The organism is Xanthomonas sp. NCPPB 2864 (genome assembly GCF_056675615.1).
The window spans coordinates 105,379-129,523 of sequence record NZ_JBWWVS010000006.1; the positions used below are offsets into that span (position 1 = coordinate 105,379).

Genomic DNA, 24,145 nt, shown 5'->3' on the forward strand with positions numbered 1-24,145 from the left:
AGCATGGCTGCTCGTATCCTTGTCACAGGCGCCAGCGTTGCCGGCACCACCACGGCCTGGTGGCTTGCCAGATATGGCCGCGATGTTGAAGTCGTGGAGCGCGCGCCGGCGTTCCGCGACGGCGGACAGAACGTGGACGTGCGCGGCACCGCGCGAGACGTGCTGCGCCGGATGGGCCTGGAGGCGCTGCTGCTCGAACGCAGCACCCGGGAGCGCGGCACCGATTGGGTCACCGAAGACAATCACGTGGTCGGCCGCTTCGAAGCGGCGCACTCCGACACCGACGGCGGCCCGACCGCGGAGATGGAAATCCGCCGCGGCGATATCGCCCGGATCATCTACGAGGCCGCAGCGGCGCAAGGAGTGCGCTTCCGCTTCGGTGACAGCATCGAACACATTGAGCAGCACGACGGCGGCGTCCAGGTCACCTTTGCCGGCGGCCATCAGGAAACCTATGCACTTGTGGTGATCGCCGAGGGCGTCGGCTCGCACACCAGGGAGCTGGTTTTCCCTGAAGAAAATCGGCCGCGCTGGATGGACCTGACGATTGCCTACTTCAGCATTCCGCAGATCGCCAGTGACGGCGTCTATGCGCGGCAATACAACACGCTGGGTGGTCGGGGAGCGGTGGTGAAACCTGCACGCGACGGCAAGTTGGGAGTCTATCTTGGCATCCAGAAGCGACCCGGTCACGAGAACAGCTGGAGCGTGGCGCAGCAGCGCGCCTTCATTCGTGCGCAGTTCTCTGCGCTGGGCTGGGAGTTTCCACGCATCCTGGATGCGATGACGGACGTCGACGACTTCTACTTCGATGTGCTGCGCCAGGTACGCATGGACCGCTGGTCCAACGGTCGGGTGGTCCTGACCGGCGATGCGGCATGGTGCCCGACCGCACTGTCCGGCATCGGCACCACGCTTGCGATCGTGGGTGCCTACGTCCTTGCCGGGGAGCTTGCCAGGTCGGACACGCCGGCAACCGCCTTCGCTTACTACGAACGCATCATGCGTCCCTTCGTCAAACAGGGGCAGAACATTCCCAAGCTGGTCCCGCGCCTGCTGTGGCCGCATACCCGCTTCGGCCTGGCAGTGCTGCGCAACGCCATCCGCCTGGCCAGCCGGCCCGCACTCAGGTCGTTCATCAACAACCATTTTGCACGGGACGCCAATGCCATCGCCTTGCCAAGCTACGAGTAGATCAACCGATTGACCGGGAAAGCCCGTTAAAAACGCAGACTACATCGCGTTCGGCGAAAGACGCTGATGCGCCAACGCCGAAACCAGAAGCAGCGTCCACGACGCTGGTTGGCGCTGCCGCCCACTCCGGTCGCGATCGCTCTGGAGCACGCGGCGTGACCGCGTGCCAGCTCCCTCACACTTCACTCCTGCCGCGGCCACGCACACCTGCGGCACATGACAGCTCAACCAAAACTCAGCGTGCCCTTCATCATCGCCCAGTGGCCGGGGAACGAGCAGAAGAAGGTGTAATCGCCGCCCTTGCTCAACTTGCTGGTGGGAAAGCTCACCGTGGTGCTGTCGCCGCCGCCGATCACCTTGGTGTGCGCGATCACGCGCGCGTCGGCCTTGGGCAGATAGCTGTCGGCAATGGTGGAGCGTATGCCGGCATTGGCCACTGCCTGGAAGTCGGCGGACTTGGTCAGCACCCAGTTATGCCCCATCACCGTGGCGGCCATCTTGCCGGAGTGCTTGAGCGTGAGGTCCACCTGCGTGCAGTCGGGTGCCAGCTTGATCGCGCTCTGGTCGAACTTCATCTGATCGTTGCCGGTGATGGTGACGGCGCAGGTACGCGCCCATGCCGAAGGCGCCAGCAGCACCAGACCAAGCACGGCAAATGTCGAAAACACTTTCAAGGGAACACTCCTGCGTTAAGGGATGCGCGACGCCCAGCGCGCCTGGCCACACCAGCGCGTTCGCATGCGCCGGTGGTGCCAGAGTAACGCCTCATGCGTAACGGAAAAAAGCATCCATCGGATCATGCACAGCGGCCGTGGCGTCCAGCAGCGGCAACGGGCCGCGCTTGCCGGCGATCACCTGCACGAAGGCCTGCTTGAAGCGTGCCATCTCCGCGTCGGTGCCGACGGTGATGCGCGACCAGGTCGGCCATACCGGCCAGCTGCGTCCGATGAACACGCCATGGGTGGCCATGTCGTCCTTGAAGCCGGCGGCCGGGCGCTTCACATCGACCATGAAGCAGTTGCTCTCCGAGGCGGTGCAGGCGTAGCCCTGCTTGGCGAGAAACTCCATCACGTCCTTGCGTGTGGCCGCGGTACGTGCACGGCGCTGCGGCACCAGTGCGGGATCGCGCAGGCTGGCCAGGCCTGCGGCGGCGGCGGTCACCGGCAGGCTGTTGACGCTGTAGAACATCAGCTTGGCCAGCAGGTCCGGGCGCGCGGCCGCATAGCCGAGGCGAATGCCGGCCATGCCGTAGAGCTTGGAGAAGGTGCGCAACACCACCACGTCCTCGCCCGCGGCGACCATGTCGACCACGCTGCTGGTGCTCTGCGCAAAGTGGATATAGGCCTCGTCCACCACCAGCACGCTGCCCTTGGGCTTGTGCGCCAATGCGTAGTCCAGATCCTTGCGTGCGGTGACCGAGCCGGTGGGATTATTGGGATTGCAGATGTAGATCACGCCGGGGCTGGCGTCGGCGGCGCACATCGCCTGCACATCGTGCGAAAAGTCCTTGCGCAACGGTACCTTGATCAGGTTTGCGCCATTGCGGGTGGCGGCGCGCCAGCCGGATTCGTAGGTGGGGTCGGCGGTGACCAGCGCGGCGCTGGGCGAGGTGAACGCCAGCATCGTGTAGTCCAGCGGCTCGGTGGAGCCGGCGTAGGCCATCAGGTGATTGACCGGCAGCTTGAGCTCGGCGGCCAGGGTATCCATCAGCTCCCTCTGCACATCGCGCAGGTAGCGTCCGCCTTGCGGTGCGATCTGCGCGATGGCCTTGACCGCGGCCGCCGACGGGCCATCGGGAAATTCGTTGGAGCCGATCATCACCGGCGACAGCGCACTGGCCGGTGTCGGCGCGATGGCGGCGGAACGTTCGGCGGCGCTGGCCAGCAGCGGCAGCGCACTCGCACCGGCAGCGCCGGCAAACAGCGCGGAATCGCGCAGAAACATGCGGCGCGAAAGAGCAGTTTTCATGACAACCTCCAGCAGGACGGCACGACGGTTTCAGGGACGAACGGCGACCACTTCGATTTCCACCCGATACAGCGGGTTGCCGAGCGCGGCGATCTGGAAGGCCGAGCGTGCCGGCAGGTTGGGCTGCTCCTTGGTGCCGAAGAACTGGCGGTAACCCTCCATGAATCCGTTGAAATCCATCTTGCCGCCCATGGCCGGATCGCCGACCAGAAACACCTGCATCTTCACCACATCGCCCATCCCCAGGCCGAGCGCTGCGAGTTGCTGCTTGATCTGGTTCAACACGCTCACCGTCTGCGCCTTGGTGTCGCCATAGGCGGCAGCCGAATCCTTGGGCGCACTGGCATCCACCACCGCCGGCACCTTGCCGCTGACATAGACAGTGGCCTTGCCGGCAGGAATTTCCACGGCGGCAGCGATGGGGAAATCGCTGTTGGGAATCTTGTGGCGGATCACCTCGGCGGCGTGCGCAGCGGTGAGACCCGCAGACCACAACAGGGCGGCAGTGAGGACGGCTGTCACTGGACGGGACATGGCAACTCCTTGCATGAGAGAAAAGGGGGAATCAGTGGCGCAGCGATTTGACGTCGTCGACGGTGACGCGCTCGGCGTAATCGTTGCCGAAGTGCGTGCGCACATAACTTGCCACTTCGGCCACCTGGCGGTCGTTGAGCATCTCGCCGAAGCCGGGCATGCCGGCGTGGCCGTCGAGCACCATCATGGTGACGTAGGGTCCGGCGGCCAGCTTGGGATTGCCGGCAAGCGCCGGGTATTCGCCGGCACCTTGCGCGCCGCGCCCGGCCGGCATGTGGCAGCCCTGGCAGATCGCCTGGTAGACATCCTGGCCGGATGCCTTGGCAAAGCCCTGCTGCGGGAACAGCTGGGTGGCATCGGAACTCTGCGCCTGCGCATCGTATACGCCCGGCGGCACCAGCAAGGCAGCCATCGCAACGACGAAGCTGGCCGCGGCCAATCGTGGTAACAGACTCATGCGCGACCTCCTCCGGCCAGCACTTTGCGATGCAGACGGCCGACGACATCGTGCGCGGACAAGATCGCGCCCTCCTGCCAGGCCGGAATATAGGAGACGTGTTCACCGGCCAGCGCCAGGCGCCCGTCGATCTGGCACAGCGGCGTGTAGTGCTCGGCACGCGCCTGCTCGCTCCACATGCCGAAACAGCCATGCGTGAACGGCACACGGTGCCAGCCGACCGAAATGCCGTTCTCGAACTCGCGTGGATACTGCGGATGCAGCTGCGTGCCGTATTCGACCGCCTTGCGCACACGCTGCTCCGGGGGCATCGAGGTGAACTGGTAGGCGTCCAGTCCCCACACGTAGGCACCGAGCAGCACGCCCTTGCCGGGGCTGTGATAGTTGGTGCTGGGATAGCTGATCAAGGTGATCGGCAGATCGGTATAGCTGATGCCGCCGTAGATGGCCTCGTCCTCTTCCCAGAAGCGGCGCTTGAACTGCAGGCCCACCTTCACCGATGCCGCGTACGGCACCTGGCCGATCGCGGTGGTCATCGCGTCGCCGGCGGTGACCGGAATACGACTGAGCACCGACAGCGGAATCGTGCAGATGCACCAATCGGCGCTGGCGATGCGTTCTTCGCCGCCGTGCGCGGCATCCTGCCAGGACACACGCACGCCGTTGCCGTCCTGATCGATGCTGGTGACCTTGGCGTTGTAGGTGATCGCATCGCCAAGCTGCTTCGCGAACGCCTTGCCGATCTGGTCCATGCCGCCCACCGGCTGGAACATGGTGGTCTGCATTTCGTAGTTGTTGCCGGCCGCCAACGTGGTCCACAGACGCGAGCGCAACACGTCCTGCACGCTGAAGGGATCGGAGAACTCCGGCTTGCCCGACAGGCCGCCGCCGGGATACCGCGCAAAGCCGCGCCGCTCGCTGCTGTCCTTGCCTTTGACGTAGCCGAACTTGTGGTCGAGCGCGCCCCAGGTGCGCAAGGACTCCAACAGCACCTCCTGGTCTTCACGGCTCACGCTCTGGTCCAGCGCCTGCTGCTGCGTGCACTTGGCCAGCAGCTCGGACACGTGGCCCTTGTAATCGGCATCGATGGCGCGGAAGCGCTGCGGTTTGCCGCCAAAGCCTTGCTGGCTGTGCAACAGCGCGTTGTAGTTGACCTGGTTGAACGCCTCCAGGGCCACACCGAATTGCTTGCAGTAACTCAGCACCGCCTTGTGGTGATGCGGAATGCGCCACGGCCCCGGATTGAGGTACAGCCCGTCGTCGAACTGGCAATGCTGGGTCGCCCCGCCCAGTTCGGTATAACGGTCGCCGCCGCGCAGCGTCCAGTTACGCCCACCGGGGCGGTCGTTGTATTCCAGCAACTGCACGCGGTACCCCGCCTTGCGCAGTTCGAAGGCCGCAGCCATGCCGGCCAGCCCCGCCCCCAGAATCAGCACCGAGGCGCCCTTCGGGTCGCCATCCAGTTGTAGCGGCCCTTTGAAATTTGATTCGGCTGCCATGCCCAGGCTGCTCATCGCCTGGTACATCATCGCGCCGCCAGCGGTCATGCCGATACGCGCCAGCAGTTGCCGCCGCGTCATCGCCCCAGAATGATTGCCTTGCATCAACGCGTAGTCCTTGCATGTCATGGAACGAGTGCGACTGACAAAAAACGCATGACGCGGCCGGCAGTGACGCCGGCCGCATCACCGCCTCAGAACTTGTAGGACAGACTGGCGAACAGCTGGCGCGGTGCGATCAACTGGTACGAGCCGGAACTTTCGTTCGGGAACACCGCACCGATCGCATCGTCCTTGTCGAACAGGTTGTAGACCGACAACTGCAGCCGCCCACCGGCCAGGAACCCGGCATCCTCGCCCTGGTAGCCGAGGCTGCCGTTGACGATGAAGGTGGCATCCACCTGGTCGGTATTGAGCGTGTCGCCGTAGCGCTTGCCGGTGTATTTGGTGTCGAGGTTGGCGAAGAAATGCTCGCCCTCCCAACCGCCGTTGAGGCTGAACATCACCTTGGGCGAGTCCGGCACTTCGTTGCCTTCCACCTGCACCAGGTTGCCGCTGACCGGGCCGAAATAGTTGTCCTGGAACTCGGATTTGTTCCAGGTCAGCGACGCTCCCAGCCGCCAGCCCGGTGCCGGCTTCCACATGCCGGACACTTCCGCACCATAGGTCTGCACGTCGCCGACGTTGGCGTAGATCGTGGGTGCGACCACCAATGGGTCCGGGTCGGTCAGCGCGATGATGCGGTTCTCGTAATCGATCTTGTAGGCAGCGACGTAGCCGCTCCACTGGCTGGATTCGGCGCGGATGCCGATATCGATATTGGTCGATTCCTCCGGTGCGATATCCGGATTGAATGCGCCCGAGGTCAACGCCAGCCGCGGCGCCGAGCTGAAGTTCTCCGCGTAGTTGGCGAATACCTGCACGCCGTCGGCAAGCTGGAAGCTGGCGCCGACCTGCGGCTGGAACCAGTCGCTGTTCTTGATGGTGACATCGCGGCGCACGCCGACATTGAAGTCATCGAGATTGGCGATGCCGTTGTAGTCGCGTTTGACATCCAGCCCCTTGGCGCCGAACTCCATGGTGAGCCGGTCATCGAGCAAACGCAGCGTGTCCTTGATGTAGAGCTGCTTCACCTCGGTGGAGAAGTGGTTGTCGTAGTAGATGACGATCGGCAGCGAGCCCTTGAGCAGTGCGCCGGTGGCCGGGTCCAGGTTGTACAGCGGGCGCACCTGGTCGAAATCGTAGTTCTCGTACCACGCACCGACTTCGAGCTTGTTGTGCTCGGTCTCCCACGACACCGCGGTGGTCACGCCGTAGCGATCGCCGCCCATGATTTCCTCGCGCCGCGTCATCGCACCGACGCGGGTGACATTGCCGTTGGCATCGACGATCTGCGGGTCGTTGATGGCGATGTCGGTGCGCCCTGGCGTACCGGCGATGGCATCGTTGTACAGGCCAGTGGCCGTGCTCGGCGGCGTGCCGCCGACGCCGTAACCATGCTTGTTCTCGTAGTAGCCGGTGAAGGTGAAACCGATCGCATCGTTGAACAGGAAATCGCCGTGCAGGCTGAGCAGCGAGTCGCGGCGGCCGTTCTGCCATTCGCTGTAATGCTCGGCATCCACTTCCGGATTGCCGGTGATGCGTTCGTGCAGATCCCACGCCACCGAGCCGTCGGAGTTATACGACTGCACGTCGTAGTCCTTGCGGTTGTTGTAGATCCAGCCCAGGGTCAGGTGGCCCACGTCCCAGGCCTGGCGGATCTTGGCTTCGAAGTGATCGCTCTTCTGCGTGGCCGGTTCCATGTCCCACACCCCGCCCTGCGTGCGCGAGGCAGACAGATAGGCGCTGGGGCCGCCTTCCCACCAGTCCGGCGTATCCAGCCGCACGAAGCTGCGTACCAGATCGTCCGAGCCGATGGTCTGGGTGAGATTGCCGCTCCAGCTGTCGCCGCCCTTTGGGGGCAGGCTGGTGTAGCGGATCGCACCGCCGAGTGCGTGGTACGACGGCTGGGTGACATCGCCGGAGCCGGCCGACACGGTGACGTCGAGCAGGTTCTCGCTGGACACGTAGCGGGTGATCGGGCCGCCTTCGCGGGTGTCGAAGGTTTCGATCGGGATGCCGTCCAGGGTCACGCCGATCTGGTTGGCGGAAAAGCCGCGGATGGTCATCGAGTCGCCGAATTCGTACAGCCCGAACGGATCGGTGGTCTGCACATTCACGCCGGGCAGGCTCGCCAGTAACTGCTGTGGTGCCACGCCGGGCACCTGAGCCTGGATCTCGGCAACGGAGATGGAAGCCGTGGTGCGCGTGGAGCCGGTACCGACCACGCTGACCGCGTCCAGCGTGCGCGCTTCCTGTGCCAGGACGGGCAGGCTGTGCGCGCCAGCCAGCACCAAGGTCATCGAAGCCAGCGTGCGACCACGCGTGGCAGTGGTGAGAATGGCGGCGACCGACGCCGCCAGTTGATCGGTGTTCAAGCGCTTGCGCATGCAATCGACCCCCTGGATGGTGTGACGTGCTGAGTGACCGGGCCCGCTCCCCAAGACCGGCTGACACCGCGGATGCGGCATGCATCGACCATACCCAGCACAGTTCCACCGCAAGCGCCGCGCGGAGGGTAGGGGCGGCGCGGGTGGGTAGGTTGCTGCCGAATTCAACGATCTGAATGGGTACCATCCCTACCCACCTGCGTGGATCCGGACATACCAGGTCTTGCACGCTTGCCATCCCGTGGCGAATCGACAACGCTGCCCCGCCACATTCCGAGTGCACCCATGCCGCCTGCAGCACCGTCCCTGTTACTGCTCGATTTCGACGGCGTGCTGGCCAGCTACTCGCGGCCGCGCCGTGTGGCGGCGCTTGCCAATGCGGCGGCGTGCACGCCGCAACATGTGCAAAAGGTGTTGTTCGAGCAGGGCCTGGAGCGCGCCTACGACGCCGGGGTGATCGACACGCCCGCCTATCTGGCCCAGCTCAGCGACGGCCTTGGCTGCGCGATCGATCGCGCCACCTGGATCGCCGCACGCGTGGCGGCATGCCGCGCCGACCCGGCAGTGCTGACGCAGGTGCTGGCGGTGGCGACAACCACCGCGGTGGCGGTGCTCACCAACAACGGGCCATTGATGGCGGAAGCGATTGAGCGGATCGTGCCGCCGCTGTTTCCGCTATTGCAGGGCCGCGTGCTGTGCAGCGGCGCGCTCGGCGGCCGCAAGCCCGATGTGCAGGTGTATCAGCGCGCGCTTGCACAACTGGATGCGAGTGCTGCGCGCACGTTGTTTGTCGACGATCTATTCGTCAACGTCCGCGGCGCGCGTGCCGCCGGTCTGCATGCGGACACGGTGCGCGATGCGCGGGCGTTGCGGCGGGTGTTGAAACGGTATGGGCTGGGGTGAAGAGCCGGGATTGGGGATTGGGGATTGGGGAATCGGGAATCGGGAATCGTTGAGCATCGCGAAGCACTGATCACCCTCAAGGATTACGCAAGACGCTGCTCGCAGCGTTGAACGCGTCGGCGTCCACGGTCAGGTACAGCGTTGGCGCTTTGAGTTCGTTTCGGGTTAATGACGAACGCAAAAGCGAGCCCCTCTCCCGCCGGGTGACTTAGCGCCAATCAAGAAACGCAACGACCCGCGCCGCTTACCCCACCGCGCTTACCGTCGCGGCACCCGCCACGACGGTGCAGAACGCGCAGGACTCCATCACTTCTGCGCCACGTACTCGGCAATGGCCAGGTGCAGGCGTTCCAACCCATCGGCCAGCTCGGCATCGGTCAGATTCAGTGCCGGCACGAAGCGCAACACATCCGGCCCGGCCTGCAGCAACAGCAGGCCATGCTTGGCGGCAAAATCCAGGATCGCGCCGGCCTGCCCGGCATGCGCCGGCGCCAGCACCGCGCCCAGCATCAGGCCACGCCCGCGGATCTGGGCGAACAGGCCGAACTCGGTGTTGAGCACCTCCAGGCCGGCGCGCAGCGCCGCCGACTGACGCGCTACGTTCTCGGCGATCTGCGGCGAGGCCAGCTTGCGCAGCGCCACGCGCGCCACCGCTGCAGCCAGCGGGTTGCCGCCGAAGGTGGTGCCGTGCGCGCCGAACTGCATGGTTTCGGCCACCTTGGGGCCGGCCAGCATCGCGCCGATCGGGAAACCGCCACCCAACGCCTTGGCCAGCGTCACGATGTCCGGCGTCACCTGCTCCTGCCAATGCGCGAACAGCGTGCCGGTCCGGCCCATGCCGCACTGGATCTCGTCCAGCACCAGCAGTGCATCGTGCTGGTCGCATAGCGCACGCACGCGGCTCAGGAAACCCGGCGCCGCCGGCATCACCCCGCCCTCGCCCTGGATCGGCTCGACCATCACCGCGGCCACATCGCCCGCGGCCATAGCCGCTTCCAGCGCGGCGACATCGTTGAAGTCCACATAGCGAAACCCGCCGGGCAGCGGCTCGTAGCCTTCCTGATACTTGGGCTGCGCGGTTGCGGTGACCGCCGCCAGGGTGCGCCCATGGAAGCTGCCGCGGAAGGTCACGATCACGCGCTTGTCGGCCGGGCGGCCCTGACTGCTGGCCCACTTGCGCACCAGCTTGATCGCCGCTTCGTTGGCCTCGGTACCCGAATTGCACAGGAACACCTTGTGCGCGAAGCGCGAGGCGGTGACCAGCTCTTCGGCCAGCTTCAGCGGCGGCGCACTGAAGAACACATTGCTGGTGTGCCACAGCTTGCCGGCCTGCTCGGTCAGCGCGGCCATCAGGTCCGGATCGTTGTGGCCCAGCCCGCTGACCGCAATACCGGCGGACAGATCCACATACGCGCGGCCCTGGTCGTCCCACACGCGACTGCCCTGGCCACGCTCCAGCACCACCTGGCGCGGGCGATACACCGGCAGGTAGTAATGCGCGAGGGACAGGGGCGAATCGGCAGCGGTGCTCATGATGGTGGGTCACAGAAGCGGAGGGAGAACGCGCATTCTCGCGCATTCGCCGGCCTGCGGCACAATGCGCGGATGCGCCCCTTCTCCGATCCCCAGCTCACTCCCGCCACCGACCACGGCTGGCGCCGGCAATGGTTCGACATCATCTACCGGCACGACACCCGCCCATCGCGCAATTTCGACCTGATGCTGGTGGTGGCGATCCTCACCAGCGTGGTGGTGATCATGATCGACAGCGTGCCGCGCATCCATTCGCATTCGGCGCACCGGCTGGTGCCGCTGGAATGGGCGTTCACGGTCCTGTTCACCGTCGAATACGCGTTACGCCTGGCGGTGGTGCGGCGCCCGCTGCATTACGCATTGAGCGTGTGGGGCGTGATCGATCTGCTCTCGATCCTGCCCAGCTATCTGTCGTTCTTCGTGCCCGGTGCGCAGACGCTGCTGGTGGTGCGTGTGCTGCGCATCCTGCGCCTGTTCCGCATCCTCAAGCTCACCCGCTACATTGAAGAAAGCGGGCAACTGGTGGACGCGCTGTGGCGCAGCCGGCGCAAGGTGCTGGTGTTCCTGTTCAGCGTGCTCACCATCACCGTGATCGCCGGCGCCACGATGTATGTGATCGAAGGCCCCCAACATGGGTTCACCAGCATCCCGACCAGCATGTACTGGGCCATCGTGACCATGGCCACGGTGGGGTTTGGCGACCTGGTGCCGCAGACCACGCTGGGCCGCTTCATCACCTCGGCCCTGATCCTGATCGGCTACAGCATCATCGCCGTGCCCACCGGCATCTACACCGCCGAGCTGGCCAGCACGCTGCGCGAAGGTGGCCACACCGGCAAGCGCGATGCGCGCAATTGTCCACGTTGCGGGCTGGAAGGCCACGCGCCCGACGCACGCTATTGCCGCCAGTGTGCCGAGCCGCTGCCGGAGATCTCCAACGGCTGACGCGGTGCTGCCGACGCGACGCAACGCCTGCGCCCGCCGAGAAGCGGGGGCAGCCGGCTTTGCGGTTCCCATCGGCATGCAACAAGGCTGACATGTGCGGTGGTCTTATCGATTTCGGAACCCTTGGCGGCAAGGATGCCGCTACGGAGCCTGCTGGCACGGATTCACGGCATGTCCCGCAAGCAGTGGAGGCATCGCGCCGTCGACTCGCCGAACTTTCGATCTCAGCAGCTGATCGCGCCTAAACACGGTCACGCTTCCAGGTCTCGACTTCTTTATGTGGTGTGTTTCGATGGACCTGGATAGTGCTGATGGATCAATCGTAGAACGAATGATCTGTTGCTTGGCTGCGGGGCCCTTGCCCGCCCACCATCGCAGGACACGCCGCAAGTACGTCCTTGTAGGCTCTTACGCGGCATCCATGCCGCGTAAGGTCCCGCGACGATGGGCCGGCAAGGACCTGTCGAGATGATCGGTGTGCACGGTAAAAGCGGTGCGCGATCCGCTTACACAACGCGACAGGAATGCCTGCACAGCATCAATGCGACATGCGGTTGCTCATATCGATCAGATCGTTGTAGCTGGCCAGCACGGCCTGGCGGGTGCCGCCCGGCGGCATCGAACCGCTTTCCAGCAGCATCTGCTCGCTCTTGTTCAATGGTGTCTTGGTGCGGATACGTTCGACCAGTCGTCCCGACTCGCGCGTCAGCTTGTCGGCAGAGCGTTCCATGTGGCCCCACATCGCATCGCCCTGGCCGATCTTGGCTTTCTGCGCCTCTTCCAGAATGCCTTGATAACGCGCGAGCTGGGACTGCGCTGCGGCAAGATCCGGCGTGTCGCTGTCGAGCACCTGCACCAGCTGCTTGCCTTCGCCGATGATCTTCAGGTGATACCAGGAGGCGCTGCGACCTTCTTCCTTTTCGATCGCATCGATCTGCGCCTGGCGACGCATGTCTTCGTTACGTTCGAGTGCGGCATTCATGGCTTCGCCGGCTTCGAAGAATGCGTGATAGGCCTGCATCAACGGCGCGTGCAGCGCCTTCATGCCCTTGCCGTCGTCGCGCAGATAATCCTCGCGGTCGTAGTAGCGCACCGCTTCGCCGATACGCTCGTTGAGTGCGGTGAACCGTTCCTGATAGGTCTTGGCCACCGGATCGAGCTCGGGGTTGGCGGGCGTTTGCGCCAGCGCAGCGGTCATCGGCGCGCCACATTCGTCCACGTGATGCGACAGCACCGTGCCAGGTGCATGGATGCCGCTTTCCTTGCCGGTCGGGCCAGCCTCGGGGTCCTGCATCCACTCGATGTATTGCTGGTAGCTCTCGTGGATCGGCTGCTCAACGCCATTGAAGCACGTGATGTAGGCATTGATCTTGTCGGCGCCTTCCACTGCGGTGGCGGGTGCGTCTTTCTGGCAGCCGGCAAGCAGCGCGGCAAAAGCCATCGCCGCGGTGAGCGGCGCATAACGAAGTCGAAGGGTCATCTTGGGTTCCAGTGATGGGTTGAACGAGGTGGCTGCCGCAGCGTGCGGCCGAATGACATCTGGCGCGGCGCACCCTCGGTACGCGCGCGGCGGGTGCAGCGCGTCAATTACTGACGATTGCTTTCGAATACCAGCGCGTTGTACGTGTTGAGCAACTTGCGTGGCGAACCCTCCGGCGCCAGCGAGGGGTTGTCCAGCCAGCCCTGTTCCATCTTGCTATAGGGCGTTCGTTCGACCACGCGTTTCACCCGCGCCTTGGCTTGTCTGCGGAAGGTTTCCGCAGCGGTCTCGAAGCTGTTCCAGTCCAGCCTGCCCGGCTCCTGATCGGCCACCTTGGCATGCGCCTCGTCGGAGAGACGGTTGAAGCCGTCCAGCAGCGTATTGACCCGTGGCACGTCGAACTGCTCCTGTTCCAGCGCATCGGCGATCTCCTTGGCGTCGAGCATCATCGCCAGCCGATAGTATTCGCGCGTGCGGCCCTCGCCCTGTTCCAGCATCTTGAGTTTTTCGCGTTGCGCCGCGTCGTTTTGCGTGTCCAGTTCGGCGCTGAAGGCGGTACTGGCATCGGCATAGGTGGTCAGCACCTTCATCAGCTCCGGGTGCAGCTGCTTGCCCTTGGCGAACTGGTCGTCTTCGTAGTCCTGACGCGTGTAGTAGTCGGCTACCGCGTGACTGATCGGCTGCAGCGCCTTCAATGCCGCGCGGTAGTCGCGCGCCGCCTTGTCCAATGCAGGCAGCGACGGGTTCGCCGCAGCGGCCGCGCTGACCGGCGCATCGCACTGCTTCATGTCGTAGGCGTCGATATCGTACGGGCCGGTCATGCCGGATTCGCGACCGGTCGGGCCGGCGAACGGGTCCTGCATCCAGCCGGTGTATTGCCTGGCGCCGGCGTGCACCTTCGCATCGATGCGGTTGAAGCAGTCGATGTAGGCGCCAAGCTTTGCGGTCACGCCCTGCAGGGAGTCCGGCTGTTTTTCACTCGTCTTGGCATCGGTTGCAGGCGGCGGCGACTTGCCGCCGCAAGCGGCCACCAGGACGGACACGGACGCCGCCAAAACGACTACACGGAACATCGAAGACACGCGCTGTACATCCTTGTTGGAAACGGTTTCAGCCGCGCACGATAGCAAACACGACTGTGAACTCCCTGTGCTCACGCCCGGACGCCGACAGCCTGGCTGGCACGCGGGGGCGCGGCCGCTGGTCCGCCGCATCGATTTTTTCGGATCGCGCTGGCCGCATGCACCGCTGACGGCGTACCCGTATCAGGCCGGCTGCGCGCGCGGGCCGTTGGCCGCGCTCAGTCGAGAAACAGGTCCGGCAACAACGCGCGCGACGGGTCGACCGCGTAGCCGCTCAGGTCGGTGACGCCGGCCTCGGCCAGCACCTGGTCGTCGATCAGGAACTGGCCATGAAATCCGGCCGCCTCGCGCGTCAGCACCGCATGTGCCGCGTCGGCCATGATCTCCGGCCGTCGACACGCGGCTGCGTCCACGCCATCGATCATGTTGATCGCATCGGTGGCGATCACCGTGCGCGGCCATAGCGCATTGATCGCCACGCCTTGCGGGCCGAACTCGGCTGCCAGCCCCAGCGTCACCAGGCTCATGCCCATCTTGGCCAGCGTGTAGCCGGTATGCGCGCCCCACCACGCCGGGTTCAAGGACGGTGGCGGCGCCAGCGTGAGGATATGCGGATTGGGCGCCTGCAACAGATGCGGCAGGCACGCCTGCGCGCACAGAAAACTGCCGCGCGCGTTGACCTGCTGCATCAGGTCGAAGCGCTTCATCGGCGTCTCCAACGCGCCACGCAACCAGATCGCACTGGCGTTGTTGACCAGGATATCGATGCCGCCAAACGCATCGACCGTGGCGGCTACCGCGGCACGCACCTGCGCTTCGTCGCGGATATCGCACTTGAGCGCCAGCGCCTGCCCACCGGCCGCAGTCACCGCCGCGGCCGCGCTGTGGATGGTGCCGGGCAACTTGGGATTGGCCACTGCCGATTTGGCCGCGATCGCCACATTGGCCCCATCCCGCGCCGCCCGCAACGCAATCGCCAGGCCGATCCCGCGCGAGGCACCGGTGATGAAGAGGGTTTTGCCGTTTAGGGTCATTGGATTGGGGATTGGGGATTGGGGATTGGGGATTGGGGATTCGCAAAAGCTTACAACCCGAGCAAGAACGGTGCGGGATTCGGGATTCGGGATTCGGGATTCGGGATTCGCAAAAGCGTATCGCCTCCCCCACTTGCATCGACCAACCCGCAGGCCCAAGCCATACGCTCTTACGAATCCCCAATCCCCAATAACCAATCCCCGCCCCTCAGGGCCTCGGCCCCCGCCCCTCGTTGTCTTCCCAATGCAGCACGCGGCGGGTCACGAAGCGGTAGACCGGCTTGCCGGTGGCGAACCACAGCTTGCGGACCCAGGACGTGCGCTTGAGCACGCGACGTTCCACCGGGGTGATCGCGGCCGGGCAGTACATGCGCTTGTGCTTGAGCAGGTGCCGCAGGTCTTCACGTGCAAGCAGACGCATCCAGGGCGCGCGCGGATTGCCGCGTACCGCCAGCTGGAAATCGATCACCGCCGGGCTGCCGTCGTCCTGCACCAGCCAGTTGGCTTCCTTGGCCAGATCGTTGTGCGCCACCCCGCGGCGGTGCAACTGCTGCAACAACCTGCGCGCACGGCGGAAGTAGGCCAGATCGCCGCGCGGCGGGCGCTGGTACATCGCGTCGCCGGCCAGATAGCTGCGGTCCAGATGGCGTCCGTCCCAGTGCAACAGACGCGGTGTCCGCGCCAGGCCATCGAGCTGGCGCAGCGCCAGGGCTTCGCGCCGCGCCAGCCACCAGGCCACCCCGCGCAGCAGCCATGGCGCCGCGCTCAGGTCGCGCCGCACGAACAGGCGATCGGCGTCGCGGATCAACAGGATGCGCCCGAAGGTATCGGACTTCAGCGGCAGGTTGCCGGCGGGATCGTCACTCATCCCCCATTGTAGGCGGGGCGCCCGCATCGCCACAGCGTGCGTTACCTGCATGTCACTGCGGCGTGCGGCGTTGCCAGCCCGCAACCTGAGGTGAAGCGGACCGGGCGATGTGACGAGGGCGCAAGTCACCTCATCGCCATGCCCACCTATAATCGCGGGATGAATTCATGGATCGACGCCACGCTGGAGTGGATCGGACACCACCCCACCCTGGCTGGCGTGGTGATCTTTGCCATCGCATTTTCCGATGCGGTGATCGTGCTCGGCGCCATCGTGCCGGCGCTGCCGTTGCTGTTCGCCATCGGTGTGCTGATCGGGCTGGGTCAGATCAACGGGCCGTATGCGGTGGCCTGCGCCACCCTGGGCGCCTTCATCGGCGATGCGCTCAGTTTCTGGGTCGGCCATCGTTGGGGCCACCAGTTGCACACCTACTGGCCGTTTCGCCGCTACCCGCAACTGCTGGAGCGCGGCGAGCTACTGTTCCGGCGCAATGCCTTCAAGAGCATCCTGATCGCGCGTTACGTGGGCGCGGTGCGGCCGTTCGTGCCGGCCATCGCCGGCATGTCGCACATGCCGTTCAAGCGCTATCTGATCGCCAGCGGCCTGGCCTGCATCTCGTGGGCGCTGCTGTTCCTGGTGCCCGGCTGGGTGCTGGGCACTGCCTACGACGCGGTGGCTGCAGTCGCCGGCCGCCTGTTCGTGGTGGTCGCCTTGCTGGCCGCAGTGATCGGCCTGGCCTGGGCGATGGTGCTGTACTCGTACCGCTGGTCGGCCGGCCACCTGGACGCCTTGCTGGCGCGCCTGCTGGAGTGGTCGCATCGGCATCCGGTGCTGGGCAACTGGTCGGTGAGCGTGTTCGACCCGCGCCGTCGCGAGTCGGTACCGCTGGCGATGATGGCGTTGATGCTGTTGCTGCTGGGCTGGGGCTGGTTCGTGTTGCTGATGGTGGTGCTGGCGCACGGTGAGCCGCTGCGCGTGGACCTGGCCGTGCACGATCTGATGCTGGCGCTGCGCAACCCGCTGGCCGACTACCCGATGGTGGCGCTGGCCTCGCTGGGCGACTGGCAAGTGCTGCTGCCGGCGATCGCGGCGGCAATGGGCTATCTGGCCTGGCGGCGCCGCTGGATGGCGGTGGCGCATTGGGTGATCGCACTGGCCTTCGGCCTGGCGTTGACACAACTGCTGGGCGCCACCGTGCAGGTGGTGCGCCCGCCGGCGGCCAGCAGCGGTTTCGGGTTTCCGTCGGTGGCGGTCACCATGGCCACGATCGGCTTTGGCTTCTTCGCGCTGCTGATCGCGCGCGAGCTGCCGGGCCGGCGCCGGGTATGGCCGTACCTGGTCAGTGGCGCGATCGTGTCGCTGATCGGCTTCGCGCGCCTGTATCTGGGCGCGCACTGGCTCAGCGACGTGGTCGGCGGCATGCTGTTCGGCATCTTCTGGCTGCTGGTGCTGGGCATCGCCTATCGCCGTCGTGCCACCCGTGCGTTCTGGGTCAAGCCGGTCTCGTGGATCTTCTACGGCGTGTTCCTGACCTGCGCGATCGTGTTCGCACCGCGCAACCTGGGCACCAAGTTGGCCAGGTTCGAACCGCCGCCACCGTTGCTGATGGAGTTGCCCGCCAGCGACTGGTGGGATGGCCAGTGGCGCCTGCTGCCGGCACGCCGCAACGAATTCGACGACGACCAGCGCTGGCCGCTGGACGTGCAACTGGCCGGCCCGCTGGCACCGCTGCAGCGCCAGCTGGAAGCACGCGGGTGGCGCATGCAGCCACAAGCCGGCTGGGAGCAGGCGCTGCATCTGCTGGATGTCGGCGGCCGCCCGGACGAGGTGCCGATCCTGCCGGCCACGCTGGACACGCAGGTCGAAGCGCTGCTGATGGTGCGTCACGCCGCGCCCGGCCATGTGCATGTGTTGCGCCTGTGGCCGGCGGCCGCACGCCTGCAGCCCGGCGCGCAACCGTTGTGGGTGGGCAGCACGCAGACGCTGCGCTACAGCCGCCACTTCAGCCTGATCGGCCTGTGGTATCCGCTGCGTGGAGTCGACCCGGCGCTAAGCGCATTACGTGAAGCACTCGGCCCATTGCCGCATCGCGTCGAACAGCGTCGGCGCTCGCAGGTCCCAGTGATATTGATCGACAGCACGTCGGCAAATGCGCTGCAGCGAGAGGACAAAGACAGCGCTGCACCACAAACGGAAACCACCGCGTCCGATCCGGCTGCATCGGATCCGTCACGACAGCGTCCTTGATCAATCTGGCAGCAGCAGCGGTCGGCGAACGCGCACTTCTGTAGACAGGAGCCGCCAGGAGAACTTCTTGAACGCTGTACCGATGGCGGCAACGCGCTCGCGTCGCGTGGATGCGGCCGAATGTTCAGCTCAACAGCCTGGTTGGTCGAGTGCGCGTTGCCTCACCGCTCGCGGGACCTTACGCGGCATGGATGCCGCGTCCGCCCAAGAACTTACATGGACGGATTTGCAGCGTGTCCCGTGACGGTAGGCGGCAAGGCCCCCTGCAGCAAAGCCGCAGATCAACCGCCCTACAACCGACGCATCCGCAGCGTTCAATCAGCTCTGGAGGTGACCGAGAGCCTGCGCCTCAACGCCGTCTGGATACGCACAAACCGCATTGGTGCAGGCGCGATGCGCTTACCACAACACGCCATCCACCGGCTGCATCGGCTCGGGCGCCTGTTCGCCGATCGCCTGCAAGGCGTCGATTTCCACCGTCCGGCACATGCTGTCCAGCGGCAGGTCGTGAATGGCATTGGCGAACGGGTCGACCAGTTCGTCGCCGATCTTGAGTACTGCCAGGAACATCAGACCTGCCACCGTCGACCCCACCGGCGTCGCATATTGCAGCGTCTCCACCAGGCCGATCGGCAGCAACACGCAGAACAGCCGCGTGAACAGGTTCGGGTAGAAGCGGTATTGGTACGGCAACGGCGTATTCTTCAGCCGTTCCATGCCGCCCTGCGCGTTGGCGATATCCACCAGGATGCGCTCGACACTGGCTTGTTGAATGCTGTCGATCCAGCCATCGCGACGCGCCTGCTCGACGCTGCGCCCGGTGGTGTCGAGCAGGCCATTGGCGACATTGGTGCGCGTGATCACCGCGGCCACTTCGTCGGCATGCAGACGCGGCTCCAGCGCCATCGCCACCGGCAGCCGCCGCAATTGGCAGCGCAACGCATTGACGTAGGCGATCTGGCGCAGCGCGATGGTGCGGCCCAGTGCTGCCGCTTCCGGCGCGGACAGGATGCTGACGCTCAGGCGGACCAGATTGCGAGATGCATTGATCATCTGGCCCCACAGCACACGCCCTTCCCACCAGCGTTGATAGGTCGAGTTGGCGCGAAAGCCCAGGAACAACGCCAGCGCCGAGCCGAAGATGGTCAACGGCAATGCGGGCGCGCGGAACGGCAGCACGTAGTAGATGATCGTGATCAACACGTCCCACACGAACAATACCGCCAGGGTCCGCCAGACCTGACTGAACACATCCGCCACACGCGGTTTGACATCGATGATCAAGGCACACTCCGTGGATCGAAAACGGGTGACACCCATGCGCGCATCCACTGCATGGATGCCATCGTGAGCGCACTCAAGCGTGGCGAGTGTGCCGTTGCAGGGGTGCAAGCGCGGTGACGGGTTACCCGCGCGCTTGGTTCACCGCGTCACGGCATCCAGGCCAGCAACTGGTCCAGGCGCCGATGCGGATCGTCCAGCTGCAACAGCGACAGACGCTGCTGCTCGGTCAGCGGCAGCAGTTCGGCCAGGCGCCAGCCGACCCATGCCGCCTGGTCCAGCAGTTCCGGCCCGGCAGAGGCGAATTGGCCGCCGACCTGTTCGAGCATGCGCTCGAGCACGGTCGCCAGCAGGCCATGCTCGGGCCGCAGTTCGTCATCGCTGTCGGGCTCGCACCAACTCACCTCGCCAACCACCAAGCCGTTGTCGCGGATGCGCGAGCGCTGCACACGGAAGCGACGCGTGCCACGCAGGCGCAGCACCAACACGCCGTCGGCACCGACATCGAAATCCTCGATACGCACCTCGGTGCCGAACGCAGCCGGTGTTGCCGGCACGCCGACTTCGCTGCCATCCAGGATCAGGCACACACCGAAGCTGCTGCCGGCGCGGCCGCTCTCGCGCACCAGGTCCAGATAGCGGCGCTCGAACACGCGCAAACCCATTGCCGCACCCGGCAACAGCACGTTGTGCAGCGGAAACAGCGGCAAGGCGCTGGTGTCGGCGGTGGTCGTGAGGCCGGTCATGAGGACAATTGCGCCAGGAAGCGACGCGGCGCGCCATCGAAACCGCCATTGGACATGAACACCACATGGTCGCCCGGCTGCGCGATCGCGCCCAGTGTCTGCAGCAATGCCTCCACGTCATGCGCCACGTGCGCGTCACCGCGCACCTGCGCGATGATCGGTGCGGCGTCCCAGGCCAGTTCGGGGCGATGCAGAAACACCACCGCATCGGCATCGCGCAACGATGGTGCCAATGCCTGCGCATGCGCACCCAGCCGCATCGAATTGCTGCGCGGCTCCATCGCCACCAGCACGCGCGCCGCGCCGACCCTCGCACGCAGGCCTTGCAAGGTCGTCGCAATCGCGGTGGGGTGATGGGCGAAGTCGTCGTATACGGTGACCTCGCGTGCCTGCCCCAACCGCTCCAAGCGCCGTTTGACGCTTTGAAAGCGCGCCAGCGCCGGCATCACCGTTGCCGGATCCACGCCTACCGCATGCACGGCGGCCAGTGCCGCCAATCCATTGAGCACGTTATGCCGCCCGACCAGCGGCCACTGCACCTGGCCGATCTCCACCCCATGCTGCAGCACCGCGAACGCACTGCCGTCGGCGGCGATCAAGCGTGCGCTCCACTCGAGAGAGGCATCGAAACCGAAGCGCTCCACCGGCGTCCAGCAGCCCATCGCCAGCACCTCGGCCAGGCGCGCATCCTCGCCGTTGACGATCAGCCGCCCGCGCGCCGGCACCGTGCGCACCAGATGATGGAACTGGCGCTGGATCGCGGCCACGTCCGGAAAGATGTCGGCGTGGTCGTACTCGAGGTTGTTGAGGATCGCCACCAGCGGCCGGTAATGCACGAACTTGCTGCGCTTGTCGAAGAACGCGGTGTCGTATTCGTCGGCTTCCACCACGAATTCGCGTCCCTGGCCCAGCCGCGCCGAGACCCCGAAGTCTTCGGCCACACCACCGATCAGAAAGCCCGGCGCGCGCCCGGCAGCTTCCAGCAGATAGCTCAGGATGGTGGTGGTGGTGGTCTTGCCGTGGGTGCCGGCGACGGCCAGGGTGTCGCGGCCCGGCAACACCTGCTCGGCCAACCATTGCGCACCGGAGCTGTAGCGACGGCCGGCATCGAGCACTGCTTCGACCGCCGGGTTGCCGCGCGACAAGGCATTGCCGATGACGACGTCGCTGGCATCGGCCGAAATATTGGACGGCGCGTAGCCTTGTGCCAGCGCGATGCCGAGGGTTTCCAACTGGGTGGACATCGGCGGATAGATGGCCTGGTCGCTGCCCTCTACCTGCCAGCCCAGCTCGCGCGCAAGGGCGGCGACACCGCCCATGAAGGTCCCGGCGATGCCGAGGATGTGGAGTTTGGTCATGGGGCGCATTGTCGCCGATCGCCGGAGTTGCCGGCCATTCCGCCTCGTTGCCGAGCGCAGTGTCAGGAAAGACCTACCGTACTGTCGGGAATTTCCCGATATGCGAACTGCGTCACATCCATCACTATGCTGAACGCCAGTCGCAGCACCCCTTTGGTCCTACTCCCCAAGAGGCCAAATCCCCAGGGAGCTCATGCTGTGGAGCTCTGAGCAAGCTCATTGCTGGCGTTATTCTGCCCCGGGCGTCTTGTACGTCCGGGGTTTTTCTTTTGCGCAATCAATGCGTTACGCAAGCCGCGACGGCTTCCAGCGCGGCGGATGGACCGGGCGCACTGCCCGGCCCGAACCGTCTCAGCGACCGAGCGCGGTGCCGATACGTTCCAGCACTTCATCCAGCGAGCCCACGCCGTCCACGCGTGCCAGCTTGCCGCGCTGTTCGTAGAAACCGATCACCGGTGCCGTGGAGTCGGTATAGACCTGCAGGCGCTTGCGCACCGACTCGGGATTGTCGTCCTCGCGGCCCTCGGCCTTGGCGCGGCCGGCGATGCGCTCGACCAGCAATTCGCTGGCCACATCCAGCTGCACCACCGCATCCAGCGGCTGACCGATCTTGCCGAGCAGGTCGTCCAGCGCATTGGCCTGCGCCACGTTGCGCGGATAGCCGTCGAGGATGAAACCCTTGGCGACATCGGCCTGACCGAGCCGCGCCTCCAGCATGCCGAGCAGGATCTCGTCGGAGACCAGATCACCGCGTGCCATCACTTCCTTGGCCTTCAGGCCCAGCGGCGAGCCGGCGGCCACTTCGGCGCGCAGCAGATCGCCGGTGGAAATATGCGGGATCTCAAACTTGTCTTTGAGACGTGTCGCCTGGGTGCCCTTGCCCGAACCGGGCGGTCCCAACAGAACCAATCGCATCAGTGGACTCCACTTTCGAATAAAAACGCGTTGCGGTTGGCGGCGTTAGACTCAGGTCTTCGCCAGCGCTGACCGTATGGTCGTGCAGCTTACCGCATCCGGGGAATGTCCCGGCACTGTCCCCTGCGCCATGTCCCATCGAGGAGCCCGCCCCCCTATGTCTACTGGCAACTTGCTGTATGCCCAATCCGGCGGCGTCACTGCCGTCATCAACGCCACCGCCGCCGGCGTGATCACCGAGGCGCGCGCTCGCAAGATCAAGGTGCTGGCCGCACGCAACGGCATCCTGGGCGCATTGCGCGAGGAGCTAATCGACACGTCAAAGGAGTCCGCCGCCACGATCGCCGCACTGGCGCAGACCCCGGGTGGCGCGTTTGGCTCGTGCCGCTACAAGCTCAAATCGCTGGAAGAAGACAGCGCCAAGTACGAGCGCCTGCTCGATGTGCTGCGTGCGCATGACGTGCGCTGGTTCCTCTACAACGGCGGCAACGACTCGGCCGATACCGCCTGGAAGGTCTCGCAGCTGGCCAAGGCCTATGGCTACCCGCTGCACTGCATCGGCGTGCCCAAGACCATCGACAACGATCTGGCGGTGACCGATACCTGCCCCGGCTTCGGCTCGGCGGCCAAATACACCGCGGTGTCGGTGCGGGAGGCGGCACTGGATGTCGCCGCCATGGCCGACACCTCGACCAAGGTCTTCATCTACGAGGCGATGGGACGCCACGCCGGCTGGTTGGCCGCTGCCGCAGGCCTGGCCGGCCAGGGCCCGGACGACGCACCGCAGATCATCCTGCTGCCCGAGCGGGCCTACGACCAGGCCGCGTTTCTGGCCAAGGTCAAGCAGGTGGTGGAAAAGGTCGGTTGGTGTGTGGTGGTCGCAAGCGAAGGCATCCAGGACGCGCACGGCAGCTTCGTCGCCGACGCAGGCGGCGCGGCCGATTCGTTCGGCCATGCGCAACTGGGCGGCGTGGCTTCGTTCCTGGCCGCGCAGGTCAAGCAGGAACTCGGCTACAAGGTGCACTGGACCCTGCCCGATTACCTGCAGCGTTCCGCACGCCATCTGGCCTCCAAGACCGACTGGGAGCAGGCACAGGCCGTCGGCAAGGCCGCGGTGCAATACGCGCTCAAGGGCATGAACGCGGTGATCCCGGTGATCGAACGCGTCAGCGACGCACCGTATCGCTGGAAGATCGTGCCGGCCCCGCTGCACAAGGTGGCCAACCACGAAAAGAAGATGCCGCCCAGCTTCCTGCGCAAGGACGGCTTCGGCATCACCGAACGCGCCCGCCGCTACTTCGCCCCGTTGATCAAGGGCGAAGCGCCGCTGGCCTACGGCAGCGATGGATTGCCGAAATATGTGACGTTGAAGAATGTGGCGGTGGCGAAAAAACTGCCGACGTGGGCGGGATGAACGTCGGCGTGGGCGATCGGAAAGGGGTAATGGACACTGCACGCCCATACACCTGCTCGCACATCTGCCTCATTGCTCATGCAGCGCAACAAGGGATGCGGGACATCGATACAGCGCTTACCTTCATCGTCCAGGTTTTTTGCGGCACTGATTGACGGATGCGCCGCTGCGACGGTACATCACGGTCTTGCGAAGCGT

General features: G+C 65.3%; 20 protein-coding genes. 5 read left to right on the forward strand and 15 right to left on the reverse strand.

What is annotated here, in order from left to right:
* Positions 1–3: 3 nt before the first annotated feature.
* Positions 4–1,194: an FAD-dependent monooxygenase gene (locus AC1KVE_RS14470; protein WP_481092404.1), complete on the forward strand. Its 1,191-nt coding sequence runs from the start codon at positions 4–6 to the stop codon at positions 1,192–1,194.
* 224 nt (positions 1,195–1,418) lie between these two features.
* Here AC1KVE_RS14470 and azu read toward each other — a convergent pair whose 3' ends face one another.
* The 6 genes from azu to AC1KVE_RS14500 form a co-directional block, all read right to left on the reverse strand.
* Positions 1,419–1,868 (reverse strand): azurin, encoded by a 450-nt coding sequence (gene azu, locus AC1KVE_RS14475; RefSeq protein WP_016903022.1) that lies wholly within the window; start codon positions 1,866–1,868, stop codon positions 1,419–1,421.
* Positions 1,869–1,959: 91 nt separating this feature from the next.
* Positions 1,960–3,162, reverse strand: coding sequence for a pyridoxal phosphate-dependent aminotransferase (locus AC1KVE_RS14480; protein ID WP_184456609.1), 1,203 nt, complete (start codon positions 3,160–3,162; stop codon positions 1,960–1,962).
* Positions 3,163–3,192: 30 nt separating this feature from the next.
* Complete coding sequence (locus AC1KVE_RS14485; RefSeq protein ID WP_039519172.1) at positions 3,193–3,696, reverse strand: RidA family protein; 504 nt, start codon at positions 3,694–3,696, stop codon at positions 3,193–3,195.
* A 31-nt stretch (positions 3,697–3,727) separates the two neighbouring features.
* Positions 3,728–4,153, reverse strand: a complete 426-nt coding sequence (locus tag AC1KVE_RS14490; RefSeq protein ID WP_024938098.1) for a c-type cytochrome — start codon at positions 4,151–4,153, stop codon at positions 3,728–3,730.
* Positions 4,150–5,757 carry a flavin monoamine oxidase family protein gene (locus AC1KVE_RS14495; protein ID WP_184456953.1) on the reverse strand — a complete coding sequence of 536 codons (1,608 nt, stop codon included), beginning with the start codon at positions 5,755–5,757 and terminating at the stop codon, positions 4,150–4,152. Before AC1KVE_RS14495 ends, AC1KVE_RS14490 begins: the two co-directional genes overlap by 4 nt.
* An 89-nt stretch (positions 5,758–5,846) precedes the next feature.
* Positions 5,847–8,129: a TonB-dependent receptor gene (locus AC1KVE_RS14500; protein ID WP_180968642.1), complete on the reverse strand. Its 2,283-nt coding sequence runs from the start codon at positions 8,127–8,129 to the stop codon at positions 5,847–5,849.
* A 297-nt stretch (positions 8,130–8,426) separates the two neighbouring features.
* On the opposite strand from AC1KVE_RS14500, the gene AC1KVE_RS14505 reads away from it, so the two are divergent.
* Positions 8,427–9,044 (forward strand): HAD-IA family hydrolase, encoded by a 618-nt coding sequence (locus AC1KVE_RS14505; RefSeq protein WP_184456607.1) that lies wholly within the window; start codon positions 8,427–8,429, stop codon positions 9,042–9,044.
* Positions 9,045–9,350: 306 nt separating this feature from the next.
* Here AC1KVE_RS14505 and AC1KVE_RS14510 read toward each other — a convergent pair whose 3' ends face one another.
* A complete protein-coding gene (locus tag AC1KVE_RS14510) occupies positions 9,351–10,577 on the reverse strand; it encodes an acetylornithine transaminase (RefSeq protein WP_184456605.1) in 1,227 nt (408 codons plus the stop codon).
* 72 nt (positions 10,578–10,649) lie between these two features.
* Here AC1KVE_RS14510 and AC1KVE_RS14515 point away from each other — a divergent pair, with 72 nt between their 5' ends.
* A complete protein-coding gene (locus AC1KVE_RS14515; RefSeq protein WP_184456603.1) occupies positions 10,650–11,522 on the forward strand; it encodes an ion transporter in 873 nt (290 codons plus the stop codon).
* Positions 11,523–12,060: 538 nt separating this feature from the next.
* On the opposite strand, the gene AC1KVE_RS14520 is transcribed toward AC1KVE_RS14515, so the two are convergent.
* The 4 genes from AC1KVE_RS14520 to AC1KVE_RS14535 all read right to left on the reverse strand — a co-directional run bounded on the left by AC1KVE_RS14520 (position 12,061) and on the right by AC1KVE_RS14535 (position 15,986).
* On the reverse strand, positions 12,061–13,002 hold the full coding sequence (locus tag AC1KVE_RS14520) for a YiiG family protein (RefSeq protein ID WP_481092405.1): 942 nt from the start codon (positions 13,000–13,002) through the stop codon (positions 12,061–12,063).
* Between the two features lie 107 nt (positions 13,003–13,109).
* On the reverse strand, positions 13,110–14,084 hold the full coding sequence (locus AC1KVE_RS14525; RefSeq protein WP_456362942.1) for a YiiG family protein: 975 nt from the start codon (positions 14,082–14,084) through the stop codon (positions 13,110–13,112).
* A gap of 218 nt (positions 14,085–14,302) precedes the next feature.
* On the reverse strand, positions 14,303–15,118 hold the full coding sequence (locus AC1KVE_RS14530) for an SDR family oxidoreductase (RefSeq protein WP_065048197.1): 816 nt from the start codon (positions 15,116–15,118) through the stop codon (positions 14,303–14,305).
* Between the two features lie 208 nt (positions 15,119–15,326).
* A complete protein-coding gene (locus AC1KVE_RS14535; RefSeq protein ID WP_154832598.1) occupies positions 15,327–15,986 on the reverse strand; it encodes a serine/threonine-protein kinase in 660 nt (219 codons plus the stop codon).
* Between the two features lie 159 nt (positions 15,987–16,145).
* Here AC1KVE_RS14535 and AC1KVE_RS14540 point away from each other — a divergent pair, with 159 nt between their 5' ends.
* The gene (locus AC1KVE_RS14540; RefSeq protein WP_184456599.1) at positions 16,146–18,233 is read left to right on the forward strand and encodes a bifunctional DedA family/phosphatase PAP2 family protein; all 2,088 of its coding nucleotides are present in this window, start codon (positions 16,146–16,148) and stop codon (positions 18,231–18,233) included.
* Between the two features lie 399 nt (positions 18,234–18,632).
* Here the strand turns inward: AC1KVE_RS14540 and AC1KVE_RS14545 are convergent, their stop codons facing one another.
* The 4 genes from AC1KVE_RS14545 to AC1KVE_RS14560 all read right to left on the reverse strand — a co-directional run bounded on the left by AC1KVE_RS14545 (position 18,633) and on the right by AC1KVE_RS14560 (position 22,533).
* On the reverse strand, positions 18,633–19,517 hold the full coding sequence (locus AC1KVE_RS14545; protein ID WP_024938088.1) for a bestrophin family protein: 885 nt from the start codon (positions 19,515–19,517) through the stop codon (positions 18,633–18,635).
* 146 nt (positions 19,518–19,663) lie between these two features.
* Positions 19,664–20,260 (reverse strand): LON peptidase substrate-binding domain-containing protein, encoded by a 597-nt coding sequence (locus tag AC1KVE_RS14550; RefSeq protein WP_024940084.1) that lies wholly within the window; start codon positions 20,258–20,260, stop codon positions 19,664–19,666.
* Complete coding sequence (mpl, locus tag AC1KVE_RS14555; protein WP_184433579.1) at positions 20,257–21,627, reverse strand: UDP-N-acetylmuramate:L-alanyl-gamma-D-glutamyl-meso-diaminopimelate ligase; 1,371 nt, start codon at positions 21,625–21,627, stop codon at positions 20,257–20,259. The genes AC1KVE_RS14550 and mpl overlap by 4 nt, the downstream gene beginning before the upstream one ends.
* 342 nt (positions 21,628–21,969) lie before the next feature.
* The gene (locus tag AC1KVE_RS14560) at positions 21,970–22,533 is read right to left on the reverse strand and encodes an adenylate kinase (RefSeq protein ID WP_024940086.1); all 564 of its coding nucleotides are present in this window, start codon (positions 22,531–22,533) and stop codon (positions 21,970–21,972) included.
* A 157-nt stretch (positions 22,534–22,690) separates the two neighbouring features.
* On the opposite strand from AC1KVE_RS14560, the gene AC1KVE_RS14565 reads away from it, so the two are divergent.
* Positions 22,691–23,947 carry a 6-phosphofructokinase gene (locus tag AC1KVE_RS14565; protein ID WP_046344185.1) on the forward strand — a complete coding sequence of 419 codons (1,257 nt, stop codon included), beginning with the start codon at positions 22,691–22,693 and terminating at the stop codon, positions 23,945–23,947.
* Positions 23,948–24,145 lie beyond the last annotated feature (198 nt).